Below are 23098 nucleotides of genomic sequence, written 5' to 3'. Positions count from 1 at the left end.
ACCCATCAAACGCCGACCGGCGCCTGGGTTTTTGATTAAATTTTCATCATCTCGCCCCTTGGGAACGAGAAAAACGACTCGAGTCTTGGTCTCGTACTGTCACGAAGACGAGCGGCCATCGTGCGGAACCCGCCAAACATCTATCGTTGCTGCGACGGCAAGGTTGAGCCTTCAGGCGAGGCGGATTCTCTTATCTGATGGGCGAAGTCACCGGGCGGCAATGGTCGGTTCGCCACGTCTAGTGCCTCGACGCACGTCAGGCCGAGCGTCTGCAATACCATCGCCGCGGCTCGCTCGGGGAACCTGCCCTCGTCCGCCACCGGCTTTCGCGCCGCGCCCGCAGCCGCGTCGGCCGCGCAGGATTCCGCCGCGATCACCGCCAGGATCGTTCCCATGGTCGCAAGCACGCTCATGAACGGATCGCCGACGACAAAGCGGCGTGCCGAGATTCCTCGCTCGCCGTCCCGCCGCAAACGCTGGCCCAGCCCTTGGCCAAGCGCGCGCGCCGAAAATCCCTCCCGCATCAGGAAGCGCGCCCAGAGCCGCTCGCGGCGCGCGCGCATCAGCGTATGACGCACGCAGACGGAAACGACCTCGGCAGGATCCGACAATCCGCTCGTCAGACGCTCGAGCCCGTCCGCGAAATCGTCGAACACCCACTCCGTCAGCGCGGCGAAGATGCCGTCCTTCGATTCGAAGTGGTAGTAAAACGAGCCGAACCCCACATCCGCCGCCTCGGTGATCTCGCTGATCGCCACATTGTCCCTGCCCTTTTCCGCCATCAGGCTGAACGCCGCCTGAAGCAAGCGCATGCGCGTCGCCTGCTTGCGCCGGGCGCCGCGCGGCTGGCGATGCTCCGCTTCGCCCGCTGATGCGTTCGAGCAGCGGGGCCGGACCGGTGCGTCGTCCATGAGCGCGCCTCCCTTTTTCGAAAGAACTTTTTGCATGTCGCAATTCTAGATTTTTCGCTCATACTTGACAACATTATCAGTTATGAGTCTAATCTCGGAAATCGCAGAACCGGTTCCGGTCCAGACACCGTCCGACCCTCGCTAGCGAGCGTTGGCGACGTGCACGGCCGCGTCAGCGTACGCGCGTCTATCGCCAGGCGGAGCCGCGTCATGTTGGCAAATGGAATGGTCTGCACCCGGAACATTGGAGTCCTGATTGATCGTCCGGCGTACCGCCGCGGAGACGCTCGCGTGCGCTTGCATAAACCAGGGCGGCCCGTCGTGGTCGTCGAACGCTTCTTAGTTGACCCTCACTTGTCTTGGAAACATCGTGAAATCACCCGGTCCTGACGCGCGGACATCAACGCGCCCGTTTCTGACACGCATCGCATCGCCAGTTCGGCGAGCCCCAATCGCGTTCGCGTGCTGTGCGATTCTCCTCACGGCCTGCCACTCGCACGAGGCCCCCGCGCCCGAACTGCAGCCGGTGATCGCGCTGCCGGTTCATGCGGACGACGGTGCGGTGCAGCGTGCGCTACCCGCACAGGTTCAGGCGCGATATTCGACGCCGCTGTCGTTTCGGGTCGGCGGCAAGCTCGTCGAGCGGCGAGTACGCATCGGCGACACCGTCAAGACCGGCCAGACCCTCGCGATGCTCGATCCGGCGGATCTGCACAACACGCTGCTGAACGCACGCGCCCAGCTCGATGCCGCCGAGCATCGCGTTGCCTATGCGAAGCAGCAGCTGGATCGCGACCGCGCCCAGGCTCAGGCCAACCTGATCGCACCCGCGCAACTCGAGACGACGCAGGACGCGTATGCGTCGGCGGTCGCGCAACGCGATTCCGCCCTTGCGCAAATGGCGCTCGCGGGCGATCACCTGCGCTACGCGACGCTGATTGCGGATCACGACGGCGTCATCACGTCGGAAGACGCAGATACCGGGCAGAACGTTGAACCCGGCCAGGCGGTGTTTCATCTGGACTGGAGCGGAGACCTCGACATCGTCTGTGACGTCGCGGAGCGCGACCTGCGCGATCTCGCGGTCGGCCGCACCGCACACGTCAGCCTGACGGCATTGCCGGGCAAGGTGCTGGACGCACGCGTGCGCGAAGTCGCGGCGGCCGCTGATCCGCAAAGCCGTACCTGGCGCGTGAAGCTGACGCTGCTCGCACCGGGGCCGGACGTGCGCTCCGGGATGACCGCCAGCATCACGTTCGACGGCGCCGCCGACATCGCCGCGGACCACGCGATCACGCTGCCGGCCACCGCTCTCTTTCATCGCGGCGACGCGCCGGCCGTCTGGGTCGTCCGCAAGGGCAGCGATACGCTGGAGCTGCGGCCGGTGTCGGTCGGACGCTACGACGAACGCACGATCACCGTCACGTCGGGGCTCGCGGACAACGAACGTGTCGTGATGCAAGGCGTTCATACGGTCAGTACCGGCCAGCACGTCCGCGTCGTGCCGCCGCTGCATGCGGAGGACTTCGCGTCATGAATGCTCCCGAACACCGGCCGTCGACCGACGGCGCGCTCGGAACCGGCGCGGCATCGCACGACGACGGCCGTTTCAACCTCTCCGCATGGGCGTTGAAGCATCAGCAACTGGTGATCTTCCTCATCGGCCTCGCGACGATCTTCGGCGTGATCGGCTATACGCGCCTCGCACAATCGGAGGACCCGCCGTTCACGTTCCGTACCATGGTGATCCAGACCTACTGGCCCGGCGCCACGGCGCGCGAGGTGCAGGAACAGGTCACCGACCGGATCGGCCGCCAGCTCCAGGCCGCGCCGTACGTCGACAACATCAAGAGTTATTCGCGGCCCGGCGAGTCGATGATCTTCTTCGCGATGAAGGATTCGGCGCCGGTCGACCAGGTGCCGGAAACCTGGTACCAAGTGCGCAAGAAAGTCGGCGACATCCGTGCAACGCTGCCCAAGGGCGTCGTCGGCCCGTTCTTCAACGACGAATTCGGTGACGTCTACACCAACATCTATGCGCTCGAAGGCGACGGCTACTCGCCCGCGCAACTGCACGACTACGCGGACAAGCTGCGCACCGTGCTGCTGCGCGTGCCGGGCGTCGCGAAGGTCGACTACTTCGGCGATCCCGCCCAGCACGTGTTCGTCGAAATCTCGAATGCGCAACTGACACGCCTCGCCATCACACCGCAGCAGCTCGCGCAGGCCATCGACGCGCAAAACGCCGTCGCCCCGGTAGGCACGGTCACGACGGCCGACGATCGCGTGTTCGTACGACCGAGCGGTGCATTTAAGGACACGCAGGCGCTCGCCGACATGCTCGTCACGGTGAATGGCCGGACGTTCCGGCTCGGCGACGTCGCAAAGGTCACGCGCGGTTACGACGATCCGCCCGTCACGCAGATGCGTACGAACGGTCACGCGGTGCTCGGCATCGGTGTGACGATGCAGAAAGGCGGTGACGTGATCGACCTCGGCAAGGCGCTCGATGCGAAGGCGGCCGAGTTGCAGGCCGGCTTGCCGGCCGGTCTGAAGCTGACCGCGGTGTCGAGCATGCCGCATGCGGTCAAGCATTCGGTGGACGACTTCGTCGAAGCGGTCGGCGAAGCCGTCGCGATCGTGCTCGTCGTCAGCCTCGTGTCGCTCGGCTTGCGCACCGGCATGGTCGTCGTCATCACGATTCCGATCGTGCTCGCCGTGACGGCGCTGTGCATGCACGCGTTCGGCATCGGCCTCGACAAGGTGTCGCTCGGCACGCTCGTCCTCGCGCTCGGGCTGCTCGTGGACGATGCGATCATCGCCGTCGAGATGATGGCGGTGAAACTCGAGCAGGGCTGGAGCCGTGCACGCGCCGCGGCATTCGCTTACACGAGCACGGCGTTCCCGATGCTCACGGGGACGCTCGTCACCGTGTCGGGCTTCCTGCCGATCGCACTCGCGAAATCGAGCACCGGCGAATACACGCGCTCGATCTTCGAGGTATCGGCGATCTCGCTGATCGTGTCCTGGTTCGCGGCGGTCGTTCTGGTGCCGCTGCTCGGCTATCACATGCTGCCGGAGCACGCGCATCGCGACGGTCACGCGCATGGCGACGAGGTGTACGACACGGGCTTCTACCGCCGGCTGTCCGGCTGGATCTCGGTCTGCATCGAGCGCCGCTGGGTGGTGCTCGGCGTCACCGCCGTGCTGTTCGCGATCGCGATGGCCGCGTTCTCGCGCGTGCCGCAACAGTTCTTCCCGAATTCCGAGCGGCCCGAACTGCTCGTCGACATGCGCTTGCCGGAAGGCGCGTCGTTCGATGCGACGCTACGTGAAGCAAAGCGGCTCGAAAAGGTGCTCGACGGCCGGCCTGAAATCGGCCATGTCGTCGACTTCGTCGGCACCGGTGCGCCGCGCTTCTATCTGCCGCTCGATCAACAGCTCCAGCAGCCGAACTTCGCTCAGTTCGTGATCACGGCCAAGGATGTCGAGGCGCGCGAGCGGCTGTCGCACTGGCTCGAAACGACGCTCGCAAGCCGCTTCCCGACCGTGCGCACGCGCGTCGCGCGGCTCGAGAACGGGCCGCCCGTCGGCTTCCCGATCAAGTTCCGGGTGAGCGGCGACGACATCACCACCGTCCGCGGCATCGCCGAAAAAGTGGCGGACAAGGTCCGCGCCGACGCCCGCACACGCAACGTGCAATTCGACTGGGACGAACCGGCCGAGCGGTCGGTCTCGTTCGAGATCGACCAGCTCAAGGCACGCCAGCTCGGCGTGACGTCGGAGGACGTGTCGGGTTTCCTTGCGATGACGCTGTCCGGCTACACCGTCACGCAGTATCGCGAGCGCGACAAGCTCATCGACGTCGATCTGCGCGCGCCAAGGAGCGAACGCATCGATCCGTCGAAGCTCGCCGGCCTGGCGATCCCGACGCCGCACGGTCCGGTGCCGCTCGGCACGATCGGTCACGTGCGCGACACGCTCGAATATGGCGTGATCTGGGAACGCGACCGCCAGCCGACGGTTACCGTGCAAGCTGACGTGCGCGGCGAAGCGCCGAGCATCGGCGTGACGCGCGACCTCGACGCCGCGCTGGCGACGCTGCGCGCCACGCTGCCGGCCGGTTACCGGATCGAGGTCGGCGGCGCGGCCGAGGAAAGCATGAAGGGCCAGACGTCGATCAATGCGCAGATGCCGCTCATGATCGTCGCGGTGCTGACGCTGCTGATGATCCAGCTCAAGCGCTTCTCGCGCACCTTCATCGTCGTGCTGACGGCACCGCTCGGCCTGATCGGCGTCGTGGCCGCACTGCTGCTGTTCGGCAAGCCGTTCGGCTTCGTCGCGCTGCTCGGCGTGATCGCGATGTTCGGGATCATCATGCGCAATTCAGTGATCCTGATCGATCAGATCGACCAGGACATCGCAGCCGGGCAGCCACGCTTCGCCGCGATCGTGGGTGCGACCGTGCGCCGCTTCCGGCCGATCATGCTGACCGCCGCCGCCGCCGTGTTCGCGCTGATTCCGCTGTTGCGTTCCGGCTTCTTCGGCCCGATGGCCACCGCGCTGATGGGCGGCATCACGATCGCGACGGTGTTGACCATCTTCTTCCTGCCGGCGCTCTACGCGACCTGCTTCAAGGTGCGCGCCGACGAACGCGAGTCGCGCGCAATGGACGTCGCGTCCTCGGAGACATGCTGATGAAACTCTCTCGTATCACATCGGTGCTGGCCGCCAGCGCGGCGCTTGGCTTGGGCGGCTGTGCGATGGCCCCGACCAGTACGCCGCCCGCGATGCCGTCGCCGGCGCACTACGGCGCGACGCCTCAGGCGCCGCGCACCGCCGAGGCGGCCGGCGTCGCGCAGCAATTCGACGTCGGCGCCGCGCCCGTCCCGCAATGGTGGAGCCTGTATCGCTCCAGCGTGCTCGACGCGCTGGTCGATGAAGGCCTGCGCGCGAACCCGACGCTGGCCGCGACGGAAAAGACGCTCGCCGCCGCGCAGGAGGAACTGCGCGCGCAGATCGGCGCGTCGACGCTGCCGTCGATCGACGCGAACGCGCAGGTAGCCCGCACGCGCACGCCGGACATCTCCGGCGCAGGCGCGCAAAGCCTGCGCTACAACGTATTCGTCGGACAACTGCAGGCGCATTACACCTTCGACCTGTTCGGCGCCACGCGATATGCGAACGAAGCGAGCGCCGCGCGCGTCGACGTGCGCGGTTGCGAGCTCGAAGCGGCAAGGCGTGCGCTGGCGGCCAATATCGTCGGCACCGCCATCCGCGCCGCGACGCTCGACCGCCAGATTCTGCTGACTGAGCGCCTGGTCGCCGTCGCCGAGGCATCCGCATTCGAAGACCAGCAGCGTTACGCGTTCGGTGCGGTATCCCACGTGCAGGCGCTAGCGTCGACGCAGGGCGCGGCGTCGCTTGCCGCGACGCTGCCGCCGCTGCGCCAGCAACGCGCGAGCGCGGTTCACGCGCTGGCGATCCTGCTGGGCCGCACGCCCGACGCACCGCCACCGGTCCCGTCCTTCACCGGGCTGACGCTGCCGGAACATGTGCCCGTGGCGGTGCCGTCCGACCTGCTGAGGGCACGTCCGGACATCCGCGCGGCCGCGGCAGCCGTGAAGGCGGCATCAGCGGACGTCGGCGAGGCGACCGCCCAGCTGTTCCCAAGCCTGTCGCTCACCGCGACGATGGGGCGCGGCGGCTTCAGCTGGCCGGCGCTGTTGTCGGGTGCGGGCGGGCTATGGGCCGTCGGCGCCGGGCTGTCGCAGCCGATCTTCCACGGCGGCGCATTGCTGGCGCACCGGCGGGCGTCGCGCGATGCGTACGACGCCGCAGTGCTGCAGTACAAGGCGGCGGTGCTGTCCGCGTTCGGTGACGTCGCGGATTCGCTCGCCGCGCTGGACAACGACGCGCAAGCGTTGGCCGCGAACGAACTCGCGGCGCGCGCCGCAGGCGAGGCGTTCCAAGAAACGGCGCAACGCCGCACGCTGGGTGCCGTTCCGATGTCCGCGCAACGATCGAGCGAGCAGACCTATTTGAACGCGGAGCTCGATGCGGTGCGTGCCGCGAGCCGCCGGATGACCGATACGGCGGCGCTGCTGCAGGCAATGGGCGAACTGCCGCCCGGCACCGGCACGACGGTCGCGGCCCGGCAGTAGCCGCTGATTGCGTCCGCGGACCGGCCCGCGCCTTCGGGCCGCACCGGTCCGCAACCCCGAAGCTCGATGCCCGGCGTACCGTGCATCGCGCGGTGCCGGCCTTCGTTACCCGCATGATTGATTCCCGATGAAATCCGACAACCTGGTCGCCTGCCACGAATGCGACCTGCTGCTTCAGCGTCCGCCGCGCCTGCGCGCACTGACGGCACACTGCCCGAGATGCCGCGCGCGCGTGAGCGGCGCGGCGCACGACCGCCGCGCCCTCGACCGGATGTGCGCGTTGACGGTTGCCGCGCTGGCGACGTGTTGCATCGCGCAGGCCTTCCCGATCGTCGCGCTCGATGCTGCCGGCATTGCGTCGCACGCGACGCTCGCCGACGCGGTTCGCGCGCTATGGTCGAACGATCAGCCGCTGGTGGCTGCGCTCGTGTTCTGCACGACGATGCTGTTTCCGATACTCGAGCTGGCCGCATGGCTGTACCTGCTCGTGCCGTTGCGTGCGGGCCGCGTACCGCGCCAGTTCGCGCCGGTGCTGCGCGGCATTCACCGATTGCGGCCGTGGAGCATGGTCGAGGTGCTGATGCTCGGCGTGCTCATCACGATCGTCAAACTGATGAGCCTCGCACACGTACTCGCCGGGCCTGCGCTATTCGCGTTCGCCGGGCTTACCGTGATGCTCTGCGTGCTGTCGACGATCGAACCGGCCCGACTGTGGGAGGCGCACGACGAACTCGCCGCTCTGCAGCCGGGCGACGCCGACCATACGAAACCGCGCCGCCCCGACATGACGCGGCATGCGCCGCCCCGGACAACCGAAAGCAGCGGATCGGCGGGCATGACGGCGCGCACCGCGGGATTGATCGTCTGTCACCACTGCGCGCGCGTGCAGCCGGTCCACGCGGGCGGCCAGCGCTGCACGCGCTGCGGTTCGCCGCTGCATGCACGCCGCCCGCGCAGCGCCGCCCGCACCGGCGCGCTCGTCGCCGCCGCCGCCCTGCTTTACATCCCGGCGAACCTGTTGCCGGTCATGCACGCGACCTCGCTCGGCCGAGCCGAGGACGACACGATCCTCGGCGGCGTCGCGTACTTCTGGACGTCCGGCGACTGGCTGCTCGCCGCGATCGTGTTCATCGCGAGTGTGCTCGTGCCGATGCTCAAGCTCGCGATCCTCGCATTTCAGGCAGTCGCCGCCCATCGCGGCGTGCAATGGCGGCCGCTCGAACGCGCGCGGCTGCATCGGCTGGTCGAGCGCGTGGGCCGCTGGTCGATGCTCGACGTATTCGTCGTCGCGCTCACGATCGCACTCGTGCATTTCGGCTCGTTCGCCGACATCACACCCGGCCCCGGCGCGCTCGCGTTCGGCGCCGTGGTCGTGCTGACCATGTGTGCGTCGATGCAGTTCGATCCGCGGCTCATCTGGGACGGTGAGCCGCGCCCGGCCGCCGCTCCCCCCCAACCCTGAACCGGCTCAAGCGCCCGCTTTCTCGCGAATTCCAAAACGATGTTTCCGTTCGATTTTCCTCCCCCTGAGATCCGGCCGCGCAGCCGCTGGATTCCGTCTCTCGTCTGGATCGTGCCGCTCGTGTGCGCGCTGATCGGGCTGTCGCTCGTGATCCGGACCGTTGCCGCGACCGGCCCGACGATCACGGTCACGTTCGCCAACGCCGAAGGCCTCGAAGCCGGCAAGACCAAGGTCCGCTACAAGGACGTCGATATCGGCTCCGTCCAGACCATTACGCTCACTCCCGACTTCAAGCGCGTGGTCGTCAGCATTCAACTGACGCGCGATGCCGCACGCTTCGCGAACCGCGACACGCGCTTCTGGGTCGTCCGACCGCGCGTCGGTGCCACCGGCATTTCCGGCCTCGGCACGCTGCTGTCCGGCGCATTCATCGGCGCGGATCTCGGCCGCTCGCCGCAGAAGCAGACAGATTTCACCGGCCTCGAGACGCCGCCTGCCGTCACCGCAGACCAGCAGGGCCGACGCTACGTGCTGCACGGCGACTCGCTGGGCTCGATCGACATCGGTTCGCCCGTGTTCTATCGGCATCTGCAGGTCGGTCAGGTCGTCGGCTTCTCGCTCGACAAGGACGGTACCGGCGTCGATGTGCAGGCGTTCGTGAAGGCGCCCTACGACAAGTACGTCAGCGTCAATACGCGCTGGTGGCACGCAAGTGGCGTGGATCTGCGGCTCGATTCGAACGGCCTGAAACTCAACACGCAGTCGCTGGCGACCGTGATCGTCGGCGGTCTCGCGTTTCAGGCTCCACCTGGACAAGCGGACGCGCCGCAGGCCGCCGACAATGCACCGTTCCGGCTCGCCCCCGACGAAGCCGACGCGATGCGCGACCCCGACGGCACGCCGCTGATGGTCGTCATGCGCTTCGACCAGTCGCTGCGCGGGCTGTCGGTCGGCGCGCCGGTCGATCTGCGAGGCATCGCGCTCGGTCAGGTCACGAACATCGGCATCGAGTACAACGAACACTCGCGCAACTTCAGCATGAAGGTCACGATGGCACTGTATCCGTCGCGACTGAGCCGGCACAGCGATACGGCGCTTCCCGCGCCCGATACGGCCGGCGGCCACGAACTGATTGAGCACCTGGTGGTCCAGGGGCTGCGCGGACAGTTGCGCACGGGCAGCCTGCTGACCGGTCAGCTCTACGTAGCGCTCGACATGTTCCCGAAGGCGCCGCGCGCGACCGTTGACGCGCGCCGTACGCCGGTCGAGCTACCGACCGTGCCCAATACGCTCGACGAACTGCAGGTGCAGATCGCCGACATCGCGCGCAAGCTCGATCAGGTTCCGTTCGACCGGATCGGCAACAATCTGAACGGCGCGCTGACGCATGCGAACCAGTTGTTCGGCCACCTCGACGAGCAGGTCGTGCCGCAGGCGCGTGACACGCTCGCCGCCGCGCAACGCACATTCAATGCGGCGGAGTCGACGTTGCGCCAGGATTCGCCGATGCAGTCGGACGTGCATGAGGCGATGCAGTCGCTCACGCATACGCTGCAGTCGTTGAACGCGCTCGCGGACTATCTGGAGCGTCATCCCGAATCGCTGCTGTTCGGTAACAAGGGGGACCACCAATGAAATCGCGTTCTTTTGGTCGGCTTCGCATGTCGGCGCGCATCGCGACGTGCGTCGTACTCGCGGCGCTGAGTTCGTGCGGTTCGCCGCCGGTGCATTTCCATACCCTCGCGGTGGCAGACGATGCGGGTGTCGAGGCCACCGCCGCACATCCCGCATGGCTGATCGACATTCAGGCCGTGCACGTCGCGGCGCCGGCGGACGGCAACCGGCTCGTCGTGCAGCGCGGCCCCCAGCGGGCCGACATCCTGGAGCAGGAGCGCTGGGCCGCGCCGCTCGGCGACGAGATGCGCGGCGGACTGTCGACACGCATCGCGTCCGTGCTCGGCACGATCGATGTTCACCGCGTCTCCCACCCGGACGGCACGCCCGTCTACCGGGTCGCGGTGGACATGCAGCATGTCGAGTCATGGCCGGCGTCGCACGTGTTGCTCGATGCGGCCTGGAGCGTGAATTCCGCGGCCGGACAGCCGGCGCTGACGTGCCGCAGCATCGTTCGGGCCGATACGTCGGCGGGCTACGATGCACTCGTCGATGCGTATCGCCGCGCGCTCGATTCGCTTGCACTCCGGATCGCCGCAGGGATCCGTGCGGAAGTCTCGCACGTTGCGCCGCCAGCCGGATGCCGCACGTGAACGCTCGAATTTCCGTCAACATGGACAACGCAGGATGAAACGCACGCGCCTCACTCGCGAGCAACGCAGGCTCGACACCCGCGAACGACTCATCGCCACCGCTCGCGCACTGTTCATCGCGAAAGGCTTTGCCGATACGAGTGTCGAACATATCGCAGAGGGCGCCGGCTACACGCGCGGCGCGTTCTATGCTCACTTCGAACACAAGCGTGAACCGTTGATCGAGATCCTTCGCCGTGACCATGATCGAATGATCAAGAGGCTTCGGCTGGCGGAGCCGGAAGGCGACGGTTACTGCACCGTCACCGCCGCCGCGGATATCGCCGCCGGCTGGGAATGTTTCCCGCTGTGGGTCGAGGTGTATCTGTACGCCCTGCGCGATGCCGGATTCCGGCAGATCATGGACAGCATGCACGTCGAACGGGTCGCGCCACCGAACGCGGAAAGCGGCGCGGCGGGCCCCTCCGACCGCATATCATCGTCGGACGAACTGGCGGCGGTGCTCGGCGTCACGCTGTTGCGTAGAGGCGCCCGGCGCGACGAGCCGACGTAGTGCGCCGCGATGCGCATGCCCTGCTGCCCGTCTTCGACACTCACTGTGCAGTTTCGGCCGCTTCCACGACCGGCAGCGGCCGGCTTGCAATCTTCTCGGCTTCCGCACGCTTGAGCCCCAGCGTATGCAGGAGCATCGCAGCCGTGCGCTCCGGGAAATGCTCTCCGCTGAAGCCGAGCTCCTTGAGAACACCGGCCGCCGGCGCGCCCGGAGCGACAAAATTAAGCTCGGCGGCAATTGCAGTCAGCACCGTACCGCCAACCGAAAGGAAGCCGATGAATGGGTCGGCGACCACGAAGCGCTTCTCGGCGATACCGCGCTCCATGTCCCGCAGCAGGCGTTGCCCCAGGCCAAGCGTCAGGACGCGCGCCGAAAAGCCCTCGCGTATCAGGAAGTGTCCCCATACCGGCTCACGCCGCGCACGTATCAGCGTATGCCGCACCGAGACGGAAATGATTTCCGCCGGGTCGGACAAACCGCTGGCCAAGCGATCGAGTGAATCCGCGAACTCCTCGAATACCGATTCCACAAGGGTCGCGTAGATCGCCTCCTTCGATTCGAAGTGGTTGTAGAACGAGCCAAAGCCGACGTCGGCGGCCTCGGTGATTTCATTGATGGCGACGCCTTCCATGCCCTTCTCCGCCATCAGTCTGAGCGCGGCGTCCAGCAGGCGGGCGCGGGTCTCCCGCTTGCGGCGCGCGCCACGTGGCTCACGCTCTTCGGCGACCGCTGGACTGGATGCTTCCGGAGCGGAGCGCTTTGAAGTCCGGCGACTCGGTGTATTCGTCATGACGTTTCCGATGCTTGTTCGTGCCCAAGTATAGATTCAAATGTCTACATTGACAAAATTATCATCTATGACTTTAATGTCACCAAAGGTGGCTGACAAACCCTCACGAACCGATCGAACGACGAATGGAGATACGGTGGAGACACAACTGCACACGGGCGCCCGCGCGTCCATTGACAACAACTCGCGCGCCTCAACGGAGCGTGCGCTGCCTTTGGCGCTCGGCATGCTGATCACAGGATTCGAGGCAGTCGGCGCCACAGGGGCCAATCGGCGGCCCCGTCACGAAGTCGACGTCTCGATCGTCGCCCCACGCGCGATCGCACGCGGCGACGAAGCGCTGCGGACTCCCGGCATCTGCGACGAGGCGCCCCGCCTCCATGCGAAATCGACGATCGACTTCGCCATATTCACGGGCCGGCCAGTCACGCCGTGCCGCGATTCAGTTGCATGCCTGCCGTCGCGCGGCAAGCCCCTCGGTGCGACGGCGTGTGCCTTCGCGAGCGTCATTCGATCTGCCTGATTGTCATCCGCCATGAAACTGACCACGACACAACCGGCTCGCCACCCTCATCCCACAACGAAGGCATCGGCGCTCGCCTATTTGATCTTCGATCGCCCCGATCTCGGCGAGGCAGAGCATTTTCTCAATGACTTCGGTCTCCGAACGGTGCTGCGGGATGACACGCAATTGCTGCTGCGCGGAACGGGCGACGCACACTTCTGTTATGTCGTTCGCCGCGCGCCGAAAGCCCGCTTCGTAGGCTTCGGATTGCGGGTCGACAGTCGTGCCGATCTGGAGGCGCTCGCCAAAGTCCCTGGCGCGTCGGAGATCGAGGCGTCGGATTGGCCAGGCGGCGGCCTTCGGGTGCGACTCGCCGATCCGTCGGGTTTTCGGGTCGATGCGATTGCTGGCCAGACACGGGCCGACACGTTGCCGCATCGTGCTCCGCTCCCATTCAACTCGGTCGACGCACCCGTCCGGATCAACGAGACGCAGCGGCCACCCGCAAACGCACCCGAGATCATTTGTCTTGGGCACGTCGTACTCGAGCTGGCCGACTTCCAGGAAACCTGCGCGTGGTACACGCGACATTTCGGGTTCATCCCCAGCGATGTCCAGGTGCTGCCGGACGGCTCCCCTGCCGTTGCGTTCATGCGGCTCGACCTCGGCGACAGGCCGGCCGATCACCATACGCTCGCGCTCGCCCAAGGGTTCGTGCCGACTTATAGCCATAGCGCGTACGAACTGGTCGACGCCGATGCCGTCGGCATGGGCCAGCGCGTGCTTCGCGACAACGGGTGGGCGCACGCGTGGGGTATCGGCCGGCACATTCTCGGCAGCCAGATCTTCGACTATTGGCAAGACCCATGGGGCGACAAGCACGAACACTATTGCGACGGCGACCTTTTCACGGCCGACGAGCCGACGGGCGTGCATGCGGTCAGCCGCGAAGCGATGGCGCAGTGGGGCCCGACGATGCCGCGCAGCTTCACGAAACCCCGGTTCACGCCGTCGAGCCTCGCGGCGCTGTTTCGCAACCTGCGCCGCAGTCCCGATCTGACGATCCGCAAGCTGCTGACCCTGGCGAAGCTGTTCGCCTGACCCCATCCGCCTGTTCGACTCACGAGAGACACATTCATGTCACTGCTTGTCCTGCACTTCCGGCATAACGGCCGCGCCCAATGGGGTGTGGTCGCCAACGGCGCCGTCACGCCGATTCCCGGCGACTTCGAAACGACCGCGAGCTTTCTCGCGGCGAATCCGGTTGAGCGACTCATCACGCTCGACGGATCGACTATTCCGGAGTCGGACGTGGAGTGGCTGCCGCCGGTGACCGCCAACCAGCAATTCGTTTGCCAGGGCGCGAACTATCGTCGGCACATGATCGAATCGGGCATGGATCCGGACGCGAAAAAATTCAACATGATCTTCACGAAGGCGACGAGTTGCATCGTCGCTGCCGATTCACGGGTCGTGAAACCACGGCACGTCCGGTTTCTCGACTACGAAATCGAGCTCGGCCTCATCCTCAAGCGCGACATCACGTCTCACCAGCAGATCACGGACGCGAACCTGCACGACTATGTCGCCGGCACCGTGATCGTCAACGACTATTCCGCGCGCGATGTCCAGATCCCGCAGATGCAGTTCTACAAGGGCAAGAGCTTCCGGACGTTTGGCCCGGTCGGCCCCTATCTGTGCCTGCTCGAGCGGCGTGACTTCCCGAAGCTGAAGGCGCTCGACCTGACGCTGACCGTCAACGGCGCGGTGCGTCAGCAGGACTCGACATCGAACCTCGTCTATGGCCCGGCGGAAACGTTGACCGAGTTGTCGGGCGTGCACGACCTTCACGCCGGCGATCTCCTCGCGACCGGCACGCCGGCTGGCTGCGCACTCAGCATCCCATCGCCGCTCAAGCAGCGCGCTGTCGCGCTTTTTCCCGAATCCGTCAAGTGGAAGATGTTCATGAAGGTGCAGGCAGGACGCGCGCAGTATCTGAAAGCCGGAGATATCGTCGAAGCCCGAATCGCGAGCCGCGACGGAACGATCGATCTGGGCGTACAACGTAACGAAATCGTGGACGAAGCAGCATGAACGGCATCGCGACCCGGGACGACGTACTGGCGATCGAAGCGCAGGGCCTTCCGCGCGACCTTCCGACCAGCACGTACGAGATGATCTGTGCCGGTGCGGCCATCGATCCGTCCGCCCCTGCCCTCTCCTTTTTCATGACCGCCGACGCGCACCGCGACGCGGAGTGCTGGACCTATCGCGAACTGGTCCGTGACATCACGCGCACGGCCAACATGTTCGCGCGCATCGGCGTGAATTCGCAGTCGGTGATCGCTTATTTGTTGCCCAATCTGCCCGAAACGCATTTCGTGATCTGGGGCGGACAGGCGACCGGCATCGTATGCGCGATCAATCCGCTGCTTGAACGCGAAGCAATTGCCAATCTGCTCAAAGCGGCCGGTGCCAGCGTGCTCGTCACGCTCGCGCCGTTTCCCGGGATCGATCTCTGGCAAAAAGTCGCGGATATTCTTCACGACATCGAACCGCTGCGGCATCTCGTGCTGGTCAATCTGGCCGATCGCGTGCGGGGCACCGCGCAGTCGGCGGTACGCACGCTCCAGCATGCCGCGTGTACGCAGCTATACGGCGATGGCGGTTTGCGCAGCGCCGTGCCTGCACACATCCAGATCCACGACTTCGGTACGGCAATCGCGCGGGAATCCGGTACAGCGCTAGACAATGCGCGCCGCATTCAACCTGGCGACATGTCCTCTTACTTCTGTACCGGCGGAACCACCGGTTTGCCGAAAATCGCGATGCGCAGTCACGGCAACGAAGTGGCGAACGCATGGAGCGCCGCGCGGTTCTTCGGCGACAGTATCGGCCCCGGCAAAACGACTTTCTGCGGCTTGCCGCTCTTTCACGTCAATGCTGCGATGGTGACCGGCCTGCTGCCTTTCTCGCGCGGCGCCCATGTCGTGCTCGGCACACCGCAGGGTTACCGGGGCGACGGCGTCGTCAAACGTTTCTGGGAAATCGTCGAACATCATCACATCAATTTCTTCAGTGGCGTCCCGACACTTTATGCTTCGCTGCTCGACATTCCTGTCGACGATCATGTTATCGACTCGCTCGAATACGGCCTGTGCGGTGCCGCGCCGATGCCGGTCGGCGTCTTCAGGGCCTTCCAGGAAAAGACGGGCATCCGGATTCTCGAAGGTTACGGCCTGAGCGAAGGAACGTGCGTGAGCAGCGTCAACCCGACGACCGGCGAGCGCCGGCTGGGATCGATCGGGCTGCGCATTCCCTTCCAGGCGATGAAAGCTGTCGTCGTGGACGACGCGGGACGGTATCTGCGCGACTGCGCGGCCAACGAAGAGGGGCTGCTGGTCATCTCCGGGCCGAACGTCTTCACCGGCTACACACATCCCGACCAGAACAAGGCCCTCTGGCTCGATCTCGGCGATGGCAAGCGCTGGCTCAACACTGGCGACCTCGGCCGTTGCGACGTCGACGGGTACTTTTGGCTGACCGGCCGCAAGAAGGATTTGATCATTCGCGGCGGACACAATATCGACCCGGCGACGATCGAGGAGCCGCTGCATCGGCACCCGGCGGTCCAGATCGCCGCGGCAATCGGGCGCCCCGATGCGTATGCCGGTGAATTGCCGGTCGCCTATGTTCAACTCAAGCCGGGCATGACCGCTACCGAGCACGAGCTGGAGGTGTTCATGCAGCGGGAGATCGCTGAACGCGCCGCCCTGCCCAAGCATGTCCGAATCGTCGAATCGATCCCGCTCACAGGCGTCGGCAAGATATTCAAACCGGAACTCAAGCGCCGCGAGACAAGTGACGCGATACGCGCCGCATTGGACCAAGGCGGGGCCCCAGGCGCATCGGTCGACGTCACGACCAACGAGTCCGGCGGAATGTCGGTATCGGTCGAGCTGAACGATCCGGCGCACGAGACCCCGGCACGCTTTGTACTGGGCCGATTTCCGTTTGCGTTCTCGATTTCGATCGCCGCGCAGCCGATACGGTCGGCTGGATCGACAGCGACAGATCTGCGGTGACTCAGGAGCGCCACTAGCCGCGATAACACGAATTCATAAAGCGGCTTGTCATGATCAATCAGTTATCCAAATTAGTTTTATTCATGAATCGGATCGAGACAGAGGAGACACATGATGAATTTCAGGCGAATGACGAATTTCGCAGGCGTGGCGGTTTTTGTCTGCACAACTGCACTTGTCGACAATGCGGATGCACAGACGGCCGGAAGCGTCACTACATCGGTTGGATGGCTACACATATCGCCACAGGGCAACGCAACCCCGCTGACCGTGGAAAGTGTCGGTGGCGTAACGGTGAATCAGCAAATGGCGGGTACCGGGGCGCATGCCAGCTCGACGGATACGATGGGAATCACCACCGAGTACTACGTCACCGACAACATTGGTGTCGCCATGCTGTTTGGACTGCCACTGACAGTCAATCTGGTCGGTGACGGGACGTTGCAGAAGTACGGAACCCTCGGCACGACAAGGCCGATGCCGCCCGCCATCGAACTTCGATATCACCTGTTTTCAGCTGAATCGAAATTCCGTCCGTACGTAGGACTTGGTGTCAACTACACGTGGTTCACCCAGGTTCGGGCGACCAATCGCCAGTTCGTCTCCGACAGCTTCGGGCCGGGCGGCTCAGCGCGCGCGACACTCAGTTCATCGTGGAACCCGGTGTTCGAGCTCGGGGCGAGTTACGCGATGACCAAACACTGGTCGGTCGGTGCTTCCGTCGGCTACATGCCGGTGAAGACCCACCTCACGTTATACGGACAGACCGCGACCGGGACGCAGATCGTTTCCACATCGACGCTCCGACTCAATCCCGTCAACGTTTTCCTGAACGTCGCTTATACGTTCTAGCGCGTGCGACCCGATGCCAGCCCCTTGCATGGAAGCAACACTTTGGATCGAACGATGAAACGACAGGCTCTCAAGACCATTCTTTTTGCATTGCCCAAGGTTCTGGACCTGACGGCGCGCCGCTTCCCCGCCTATCGCGATCGCCTCAAGGAGCGCAATCTCGTCGCGTGGATCGGGCTCATGGATCAAAGCATCGGTCGCGCCATCGAGTTCAGGAATGGCCGCATTCGGTCGCGTGCCGGCAAGCATGCGCGGCCCGATGTACGCATAGCCTTCAAGGACGTCGCCACCGCCCTGAAGTTCCTTTCCCCGAACCCGGACCAGGGCGAGATCGTCCACGCCGCCAAGAATTTCAAGGTGGTCACCGAGGGCGAGGACGAACTGCTGGTGTGGCTCATGCAAACCCTGAGCATGATGCGCACCGTCGGTCTGCCAATGGGCACGCCCATGCGTGACGGCACCCGACGCTACACCACCTGTACCAACGGCGGGCCCCTGTTCGTCTATGTCAAGGATGGCCGCATCGTCCGCGTGACCCCCATCGAGCTGGACGATACGGATGCATCAAGCTGGGTAATCGAGGCGCGTGGACGCCGCTTCAGTCCATCACGGCGTGGACTGGTTGCGCCTCACGCGTTGACACTCAAGTCGCTCGTCTACTCGGACAAGCGCATCCTTCACCCGATGAAACGCGTCGACTTCGACCCTGACGGCGAGCGCAATCCGCAGAACCGCGGCAAGTCCGGCTATGTGCGTATCAGCTGGGACGAGGCCCTGGACATCGTTGCCAAGGAAATCAACCGGCAGAAGCGTGTTCACGGCCCCGGCTCCATCACGTTCCCGATGTCGTCCCACCATCAGTGGGGTAACGTGGGCTACTACCTCAGCGCGCTGACGCGCTTCGCGAACCTGATCGGCTTCACCCGGGTCGCCGCGAATCCGGACAGTTGGGAAGGCTGGTACTGGGGCGCCATGCATCATTTCGGCAACTCGATGCGCGTCGGCGTGCCCTCCGGCTATGGCGGCCTCGAGGATGGTCTCAAGGAAGCCGAAATGATCGTCTTCTGGTCCTGCGACCCCGAAAGTACCAACGGAGCCTATGCCGGATTCGAAGGAACGCCGCGCCGCCTATGGGCCAAAGAGCTCGGCATCGAGTTCGTTCACATCGACCCGCACTGCAATCCGACCGCACAGCTGCTGGGCGGCCGCTGGATCCCGATCCGGCCGCAAACCGATGCCGCCCTGGCTACCGCCATCATGTACGTCTGGGCCGTGGAGGGCCTGTACGACAAGGATTACGTCGCGACGCGCACGACCGGCTTCGACGATTGGAAAGCCTACCTTCTGGGCGAGACCGACGGTACCCCGAAGACTCCCGAGTGGCAGGAGAGCGAGACCGGCGTGCCGGCCAAGGACGTTCGTGCGCTTGCGCGCCTGTGGGGCAAGAAGAAGGTGCATCTCGCCGTCGGGATGACCGGCGCGGGATTCGGTGGCGCGGGCCGCGGGGCGACCGGGGCGCAATGGGCGCGCTGCATGATCATGATGATGTCCATGCAGGGCTGGGGCAAGCCGGGAGTGAATTTCGGCTGCCTGGAAATCGGTGTCCCGCACGACCTCCAGTTCTATTTCCCCGGCTACGCGGACGGCGGAATTTCAGGCGATCTGGCGTGGACCGCCAATGCGGTGGACAACTACCAGCGCATGCCACACATCCTGACCATGAATCCCGTCAAGCAGATGGTGCCGCGACAGCAGATGCCCGATGCGATTCTCAACGGTCACGCCACTGGTTATCTCTGGGACGGCATGTCCCAGGAAGCCCAGTTCGCGCCATTCACCTACCCGATGCCCGGTTATTCGCCGATACACATGATCTATCGCTACGGCGGATCCGCGTTCAGTACCGTGACGAATGCCGGACGCTGGACGGAGGCCTACCGGCACTCGAGTATCGAGTTCGTCGTCAATCAGTCAATCTGGATGGAAGGCGAAGCCCAGTTCGCGGACATCATCCTGCCCGCGTGCACGTCGCTGGAGCGCTGGGACATCGGGGAATGGGCGAATTCGGGTGGCTACGCCCTCCACGGGTATGGCACGGTCAACCATCGCATGCTGACGCTGCAGCACAAATGCATCGAGCCCTTGGGCGAGTCCCGCTCCGACTACGACATTTTCACCGCGATCCTGACCCGGTTGGGCCTGGGTGGCATTTTCACCGAAGGGTGTGGCGATCTCGACTGGGTCAAGCGCGTCTTCGATTCGTCGGATCTGCCCGATCACATTTCGTGGCGCGCATTTTGCCGCAAGGGCTACTTCGTCGTGCCGCCCGAAAAGCCCGAGCTGCGCCATCCCGTGGACATGCGTTGGTATGCGGAAGGCAGGAAGAAGGACCTGCCGGAACCTCATCCGCTGCCGTCACAGTTCTCGAAGCAGTTCGGCAAGGGCCTGCAGACGCCGAGCGGCAAACTCGAGTTCGTGCCCGAGTTGCTGAAGCGACACACTGCGGACAATCCGGAGCGACCACCGCTCAACCGATATATCCCCTCCTGGGAGGGGCTACGCTCGGACCTGGCCCGGCGTTACCCGCTTCAATTGATCGCCACCCACAGCCGCTACAGCTTTCATACCTATTGTGACGGAAAGAATTCCGCCGTTAATGGCATCGAGGATCATCGCGCGCTGATCGCGGGACACCGATTCTGGCTCCTGAGACTCAATCCGGCTGACGCCGCTGTTCGACGCATTGCCCATCGCGATCTCGTCAAAGTACACAACGACCGCGGCGCTGTGATCTGTGCGGCCGATGTCTCGCCGTTGGTGAACGCCGGAGTGGTGAAATCGTACGAGGCGAGCGCTGAATTTCAGCTGATCGAAATCGATGGCGAGCAGGTCGAGATCGGCGGTTGCATGAACATGCTTACCCCCGACCGGCCGCAGACCTCCGGCACCAGCAGCATGAGCCCGAATTCCTGCCTGGTGCAGGTCGAGAAATGGCGCGGTGCCGAAGCTTTCATGCTCGGTCGCGCAGCGTGAGGAATTTCAAATGAGCAAGTGGAACCTGATTATCAATGTCGGCCGTTGCGAGAACTGCCAGAACTGCGTGATCGCCGCGCGGGACGAGCACGTCGGCAATGACTTCCCCGGTTACGCGGCACCCGCTGCGGCCAGCGCCGAAAGCCCGATCCGCATCCTGCGGCGTGTACAGGGTGCCTCGCACATGATCGAGACCACTTATCTGCCGGTCATGTGCAACCACTGCGACGACGCGCCCTGCATGCGTGTGGGCGGCAGCGCCATTCGCAAGCGCGCCGATGGCATCGTCATCATCGATCCGGACAAGGCACGAGGCCGAAAAGACATCGTGAAGGCGTGCCCCTACAAGGCGATCGTCTGGAACGAAGAACTGCAACTGCCTCAGATCTGGATCTTCGATGCTCATTTGCTCGACCAGGGGTGGTCCCGTCCGCGTTGCCAGCAGTCGTGCCCCACCGATGTTTTCGAGACGATCAAGCTCGATGACGCGGAGATGGCCCAAAAGGCCCGACGCGAGGGACTCAAGGTATTGCGGCCCAACCTGAGCACGAAACCCCGCGTGTGGTACAGCGGCCTTGAGCGCTGGGAAACGTGCTTCGTCGGCGGAAGTGTCAGTGCCCAGGCAGGGGACGTGGTCGAGTGTGTCGCGGGTGCTGTCGTCACCTTATATGGAGGCAAACGGCTGGTGGCCGAAACCGTCTCGGACGCCTTCGGCGATTTCCGGTTCGACGGCCTGGCCAGGGGTAGCGGCCTCTACCGAGTCAAGATCCGACATGCCCTCGGCATCGCTTGGCGCGAGTGCGAATTGGGGGAAAGCGCCTACCTGGGCGAGATCAGGCTCAGTCAATCGACAAACGCCGTGGCGGTCGAATGCTCATGAGCCGACCAAGGCTGGCCGCCGTCATCGTGCTGCACATGGCGCGCGAAACCGGCTCGGCACTGCTCGAAGCGCGCGGCTGGTATGCGCGCGGCCGGCCGCGCTCGCGATCGGTGCGATCGTGATCCGGACGGGCGTCGGATGCATCCGGCGCGGCTGCGTGCAATGGCCGGCATTGCCAGCGTGGACGACGTGCCGCTCCGATCAACCGAGCGGCACCACGCTCCCGAGCAGGATCCGCACGAGCGTCGCCTGGCGCGTCACGCCCGTCTTCGAAAAGATCGCGCGCAGGTGCGTGCGTGCCGTGTTCTTGCTGATCCCCGACTCCTCCGCCGCCTCCTCGAGCGTCAGCCCGTTCGTCAGCAGCAGCGCGAGCGACGTCTCGGCCGGCGTCAGGTCGAACAGCTTGCGGATGATTTCCTGCGCGCCTTGCGGCTTGCGGTCGGGGTCGCGCAGGAACAGCGTGACCGCCGGCCGGCGCTTGTTGTCCTCCGACCAGTCGGACAGCAGCACGGTGCGCACCAGCAGCCCGAGACGCGGCTTGTCGAAACTGCGCGTGATCGGCATCGCCTCGACGGTCGCCGCCGCCGTGCCGTGATGTCCCATCACCGCGTGGCGGATCAGCCGCTTGAGCGTGCGGTTCTCCTGCGCATCGGTCGCCTCGATCGTGCCGCGCGCAATCGTCAGACCGTTGTTCTGCTTCAGGATCTCGTCGGCGACGCTGTTCATGTCGATGATCGTGCCGTTCTCGTCGAGCGTGATCGTGCCGATCTGCATCCGGTTGATCGCGTTCGCGTAGATCGACCGCTCGACCTCGGCCGTGTCGAGCCGCGAATGGAGCTCGACCGCGCGCTTCAGATGCGGCAGCAGCAGCGCGCAGATCGCCTTGTCGCGCGCGGAGAACTGCTTCGACGCATGGTTGCGGCACACGCGGAACCGGCACTCGACGCCCGACGGCGTGCGCAGGTCCGCGCCGAGGATGTAGCGCACGTCCTGCGGCTTCAGGAACTGCTTGTACAACTCGCTCGACAGCCAGCCCGTGTCGCCGAACACGTCGTCGACCGTGACCACGCGATCGGCCGGCAGGCCGACGAACGGATCGAGCGAATAGTAGTAGTTGTTGTACGACGCCTCGCCGTCACCCGGCACGACCGGGCCGTATTCCGAAGCGTGCACGGACAGCGGCGCGCGGCGGTCGCTCGCGGCCGCGCGCAGGATCAGCGTCACGTAGTTGGCCTGCAGCAACCGGCGAACCAGCTCGAGCGCCCCCGCCCACGGCGGCGTTTCCAACGGTCCCTGGTAGATGCGCGCCATCAGCTCGCTGAAATCCGCGACGCCGATGTCGGCCTCCTCGCTTGTTGACTGGCTCTCTTGCGGAGCCCATCTCGTCTCCATCAGCACGCTCCATCCTCCATGCAACTTGTGGTCGGTGCGATTCATCCGCGCCGCCATGATTAAGACGCGTCTTAATTCCGGCGTCATCGGGACATTCACTGAATGGTGAGCTTTGGCCAATCGGACGCGCGAACCATCGTCCGATCGGATGATGTGGCGCCCTGCCCGCTGCGCTGGAATGCCCGTCAGGCCGTGCCGACAAGC

General features: G+C 65.0%; 17 protein-coding genes and 1 pseudogene. 15 read left to right on the top strand and 3 right to left on the bottom strand.

The genetic code is table 11. From position 1 onward, the window contains the following. Positions 1-140: 140 nt before the first annotated feature. Positions 141-812, bottom strand: coding sequence for a TetR/AcrR family transcriptional regulator (locus tag WS87_RS22920; protein WP_179952354.1), 672 nt, complete (start codon positions 810-812; stop codon positions 141-143). 469 nt (positions 813-1281) lie between these two features. Between WS87_RS22920 and WS87_RS22915 the strand changes: the two genes are divergently transcribed. The 7 genes from WS87_RS22915 to WS87_RS22885 all read left to right on the top strand — a co-directional run bounded on the left by WS87_RS22915 (position 1282) and on the right by WS87_RS22885 (position 11357). Next, the gene (locus WS87_RS22915; protein WP_059819084.1) at positions 1282-2448 is read left to right on the top strand and encodes an efflux RND transporter periplasmic adaptor subunit; all 1167 of its coding nucleotides are present in this window, start codon (positions 1282-1284) and stop codon (positions 2446-2448) included. Further along, on the top strand, positions 2445-5609 hold the full coding sequence (locus WS87_RS22910; protein ID WP_059819083.1) for an efflux RND transporter permease subunit: 3165 nt from the start codon (positions 2445-2447) through the stop codon (positions 5607-5609). Before WS87_RS22915 ends, WS87_RS22910 begins: the two co-directional genes overlap by 4 nt. Next, complete coding sequence (locus WS87_RS22905) at positions 5609-7075, top strand: efflux transporter outer membrane subunit (protein WP_059819662.1); 1467 nt, start codon at positions 5609-5611, stop codon at positions 7073-7075. The genes WS87_RS22910 and WS87_RS22905 overlap by 1 nt, the downstream gene beginning before the upstream one ends. A gap of 127 nt (positions 7076-7202) precedes the next feature. Then, positions 7203-8537 (top strand): paraquat-inducible protein A, encoded by a 1335-nt coding sequence (locus WS87_RS22900; RefSeq protein WP_059819082.1) that lies wholly within the window; start codon positions 7203-7205, stop codon positions 8535-8537. Between the two features lie 39 nt (positions 8538-8576). Beyond that, positions 8577-10172: a PqiB family protein gene (locus WS87_RS22895; RefSeq protein ID WP_059819081.1), complete on the top strand. Its 1596-nt coding sequence runs from the start codon at positions 8577-8579 to the stop codon at positions 10170-10172. Between the two features lie 26 nt (positions 10173-10198). After that, positions 10199-10804: a PqiC family protein gene (locus WS87_RS22890; RefSeq protein ID WP_236873263.1), complete on the top strand. Its 606-nt coding sequence runs from the start codon at positions 10199-10201 to the stop codon at positions 10802-10804. Positions 10805-10838: 34 nt separating this feature from the next. Continuing rightward, positions 10839-11357 carry a TetR/AcrR family transcriptional regulator gene (locus tag WS87_RS22885; RefSeq protein WP_059819080.1) on the top strand — a complete coding sequence of 173 codons (519 nt, stop codon included), beginning with the start codon at positions 10839-10841 and terminating at the stop codon, positions 11355-11357. Positions 11358-11397: 40 nt separating this feature from the next. Here WS87_RS22885 and WS87_RS22880 read toward each other — a convergent pair whose 3' ends face one another. Continuing rightward, positions 11398-12147 (bottom strand): TetR/AcrR family transcriptional regulator, encoded by a 750-nt coding sequence (locus tag WS87_RS22880; RefSeq protein WP_059819079.1) that lies wholly within the window; start codon positions 12145-12147, stop codon positions 11398-11400. 136 nt (positions 12148-12283) lie between these two features. Between WS87_RS22880 and WS87_RS22875 the strand changes: the two genes are divergently transcribed. From WS87_RS22875 to WS87_RS22840, 8 genes and pseudogenes are all read left to right on the top strand, one after another. Next, positions 12284-12670, top strand: a complete 387-nt coding sequence (locus tag WS87_RS22875; RefSeq protein ID WP_236873262.1) for a hypothetical protein — start codon at positions 12284-12286, stop codon at positions 12668-12670. Positions 12671-12682: 12 nt separating this feature from the next. Continuing rightward, positions 12683-13753 carry a VOC family protein gene (locus WS87_RS22870; protein WP_059819077.1) on the top strand — a complete coding sequence of 357 codons (1071 nt, stop codon included), beginning with the start codon at positions 12683-12685 and terminating at the stop codon, positions 13751-13753. Positions 13754-13789: 36 nt separating this feature from the next. Beyond that, complete coding sequence (locus WS87_RS22865; RefSeq protein ID WP_059525449.1) at positions 13790-14746, top strand: fumarylacetoacetate hydrolase family protein; 957 nt, start codon at positions 13790-13792, stop codon at positions 14744-14746. Further along, positions 14743-16737, top strand: coding sequence for an acyl-CoA synthetase (locus WS87_RS22860; RefSeq protein WP_059819076.1), 1995 nt, complete (start codon positions 14743-14745; stop codon positions 16735-16737). The genes WS87_RS22865 and WS87_RS22860 overlap by 4 nt, the downstream gene beginning before the upstream one ends. A gap of 114 nt (positions 16738-16851) precedes the next feature. Then, positions 16852-17589 carry an OmpW/AlkL family protein gene (locus WS87_RS22855; RefSeq protein ID WP_059819661.1) on the top strand — a complete coding sequence of 246 codons (738 nt, stop codon included), beginning with the start codon at positions 16852-16854 and terminating at the stop codon, positions 17587-17589. Positions 17590-17643: 54 nt separating this feature from the next. Beyond that, positions 17644-20622 (top strand): molybdopterin-dependent oxidoreductase, encoded by a 2979-nt coding sequence (locus tag WS87_RS22850; RefSeq protein ID WP_059819075.1) that lies wholly within the window; start codon positions 17644-17646, stop codon positions 20620-20622. A 10-nt stretch (positions 20623-20632) separates the two neighbouring features. Next, a complete protein-coding gene (locus WS87_RS22845) occupies positions 20633-21502 on the top strand; it encodes a 4Fe-4S dicluster domain-containing protein (protein WP_059819074.1) in 870 nt (289 codons plus the stop codon). 26 nt (positions 21503-21528) lie between these two features. Continuing rightward, a pseudogene (locus WS87_RS22840) lies at positions 21529-21713 on the top strand (hypothetical protein); the annotation flags it as partial. Here WS87_RS22840 and WS87_RS22835 read toward each other — a convergent pair. Next, positions 21704-22894 (bottom strand): helix-turn-helix transcriptional regulator, encoded by a 1191-nt coding sequence (locus WS87_RS22835; RefSeq protein ID WP_059525725.1) that lies wholly within the window; start codon positions 22892-22894, stop codon positions 21704-21706. The pseudogene WS87_RS22840 and the gene WS87_RS22835 sit on opposite strands and share 10 nt — an antisense overlap. Positions 22895-23098: the final 204 nt, after the last annotated feature.

The organism is Burkholderia sp. MSMB0856 (genome assembly GCF_001524645.2).
Taxonomy (GTDB): domain Bacteria; phylum Pseudomonadota; class Gammaproteobacteria; order Burkholderiales; family Burkholderiaceae; genus Burkholderia; species Burkholderia diffusa.
Note: the sequence above shows the minus strand (reverse complement) of the source record. Positions and strands in the feature narration are given on the sequence as shown.

Bases quoted from the DNA above. Each gene is read 5' to 3' on its own strand.
- WS87_RS22860 (WP_059819076.1), top strand. From the start codon at position 14,743: ATGAACGGCATCGCGACCCGGGACGACGTACTGGCGATCGAAGCGCAG.
- WS87_RS22890 (WP_236873263.1), top strand. From the start codon at position 10,199: ATGTCGGCGCGCATCGCGACGTGCGTCGTACTCGCGGCGCTGAGTTCG.
- WS87_RS22905 (WP_059819662.1), top strand. From the start codon at position 5,609: ATGAAACTCTCTCGTATCACATCGGTGCTGGCCGCCAGCGCGGCGCTT.
- WS87_RS22885 (WP_059819080.1), top strand. From the start codon at position 10,839: ATGAAACGCACGCGCCTCACTCGCGAGCAACGCAGGCTCGACACCCGC.
- WS87_RS22910 (WP_059819083.1), top strand. From the start codon at position 2,445: ATGAATGCTCCCGAACACCGGCCGTCGACCGACGGCGCGCTCGGAACC.
- WS87_RS22870 (WP_059819077.1), top strand. From the start codon at position 12,683: ATGAAACTGACCACGACACAACCGGCTCGCCACCCTCATCCCACAACG.
- WS87_RS22845 (WP_059819074.1), top strand. From the start codon at position 20,633: ATGAGCAAGTGGAACCTGATTATCAATGTCGGCCGTTGCGAGAACTGC.
- WS87_RS22895 (WP_059819081.1), top strand. From the start codon at position 8,577: ATGTTTCCGTTCGATTTTCCTCCCCCTGAGATCCGGCCGCGCAGCCGC.
- WS87_RS22855 (WP_059819661.1), top strand. From the start codon at position 16,852: ATGAATTTCAGGCGAATGACGAATTTCGCAGGCGTGGCGGTTTTTGTC.
- WS87_RS22880 (WP_059819079.1), bottom strand. From the start codon at position 12,147: ATGACGAATACACCGAGTCGCCGGACTTCAAAGCGCTCCGCTCCGGAA.
- WS87_RS22865 (WP_059525449.1), top strand. From the start codon at position 13,790: ATGTCACTGCTTGTCCTGCACTTCCGGCATAACGGCCGCGCCCAATGG.
- WS87_RS22900 (WP_059819082.1), top strand. From the start codon at position 7,203: ATGAAATCCGACAACCTGGTCGCCTGCCACGAATGCGACCTGCTGCTT.
- WS87_RS22835 (WP_059525725.1), bottom strand. From the start codon at position 22,894: ATGGAGACGAGATGGGCTCCGCAAGAGAGCCAGTCAACAAGCGAGGAG.
- WS87_RS22920 (WP_179952354.1), bottom strand. From the start codon at position 812: ATGCGCTTGCTTCAGGCGGCGTTCAGCCTGATGGCGGAAAAGGGCAGG.
- WS87_RS22850 (WP_059819075.1), top strand. From the start codon at position 17,644: ATGAAACGACAGGCTCTCAAGACCATTCTTTTTGCATTGCCCAAGGTT.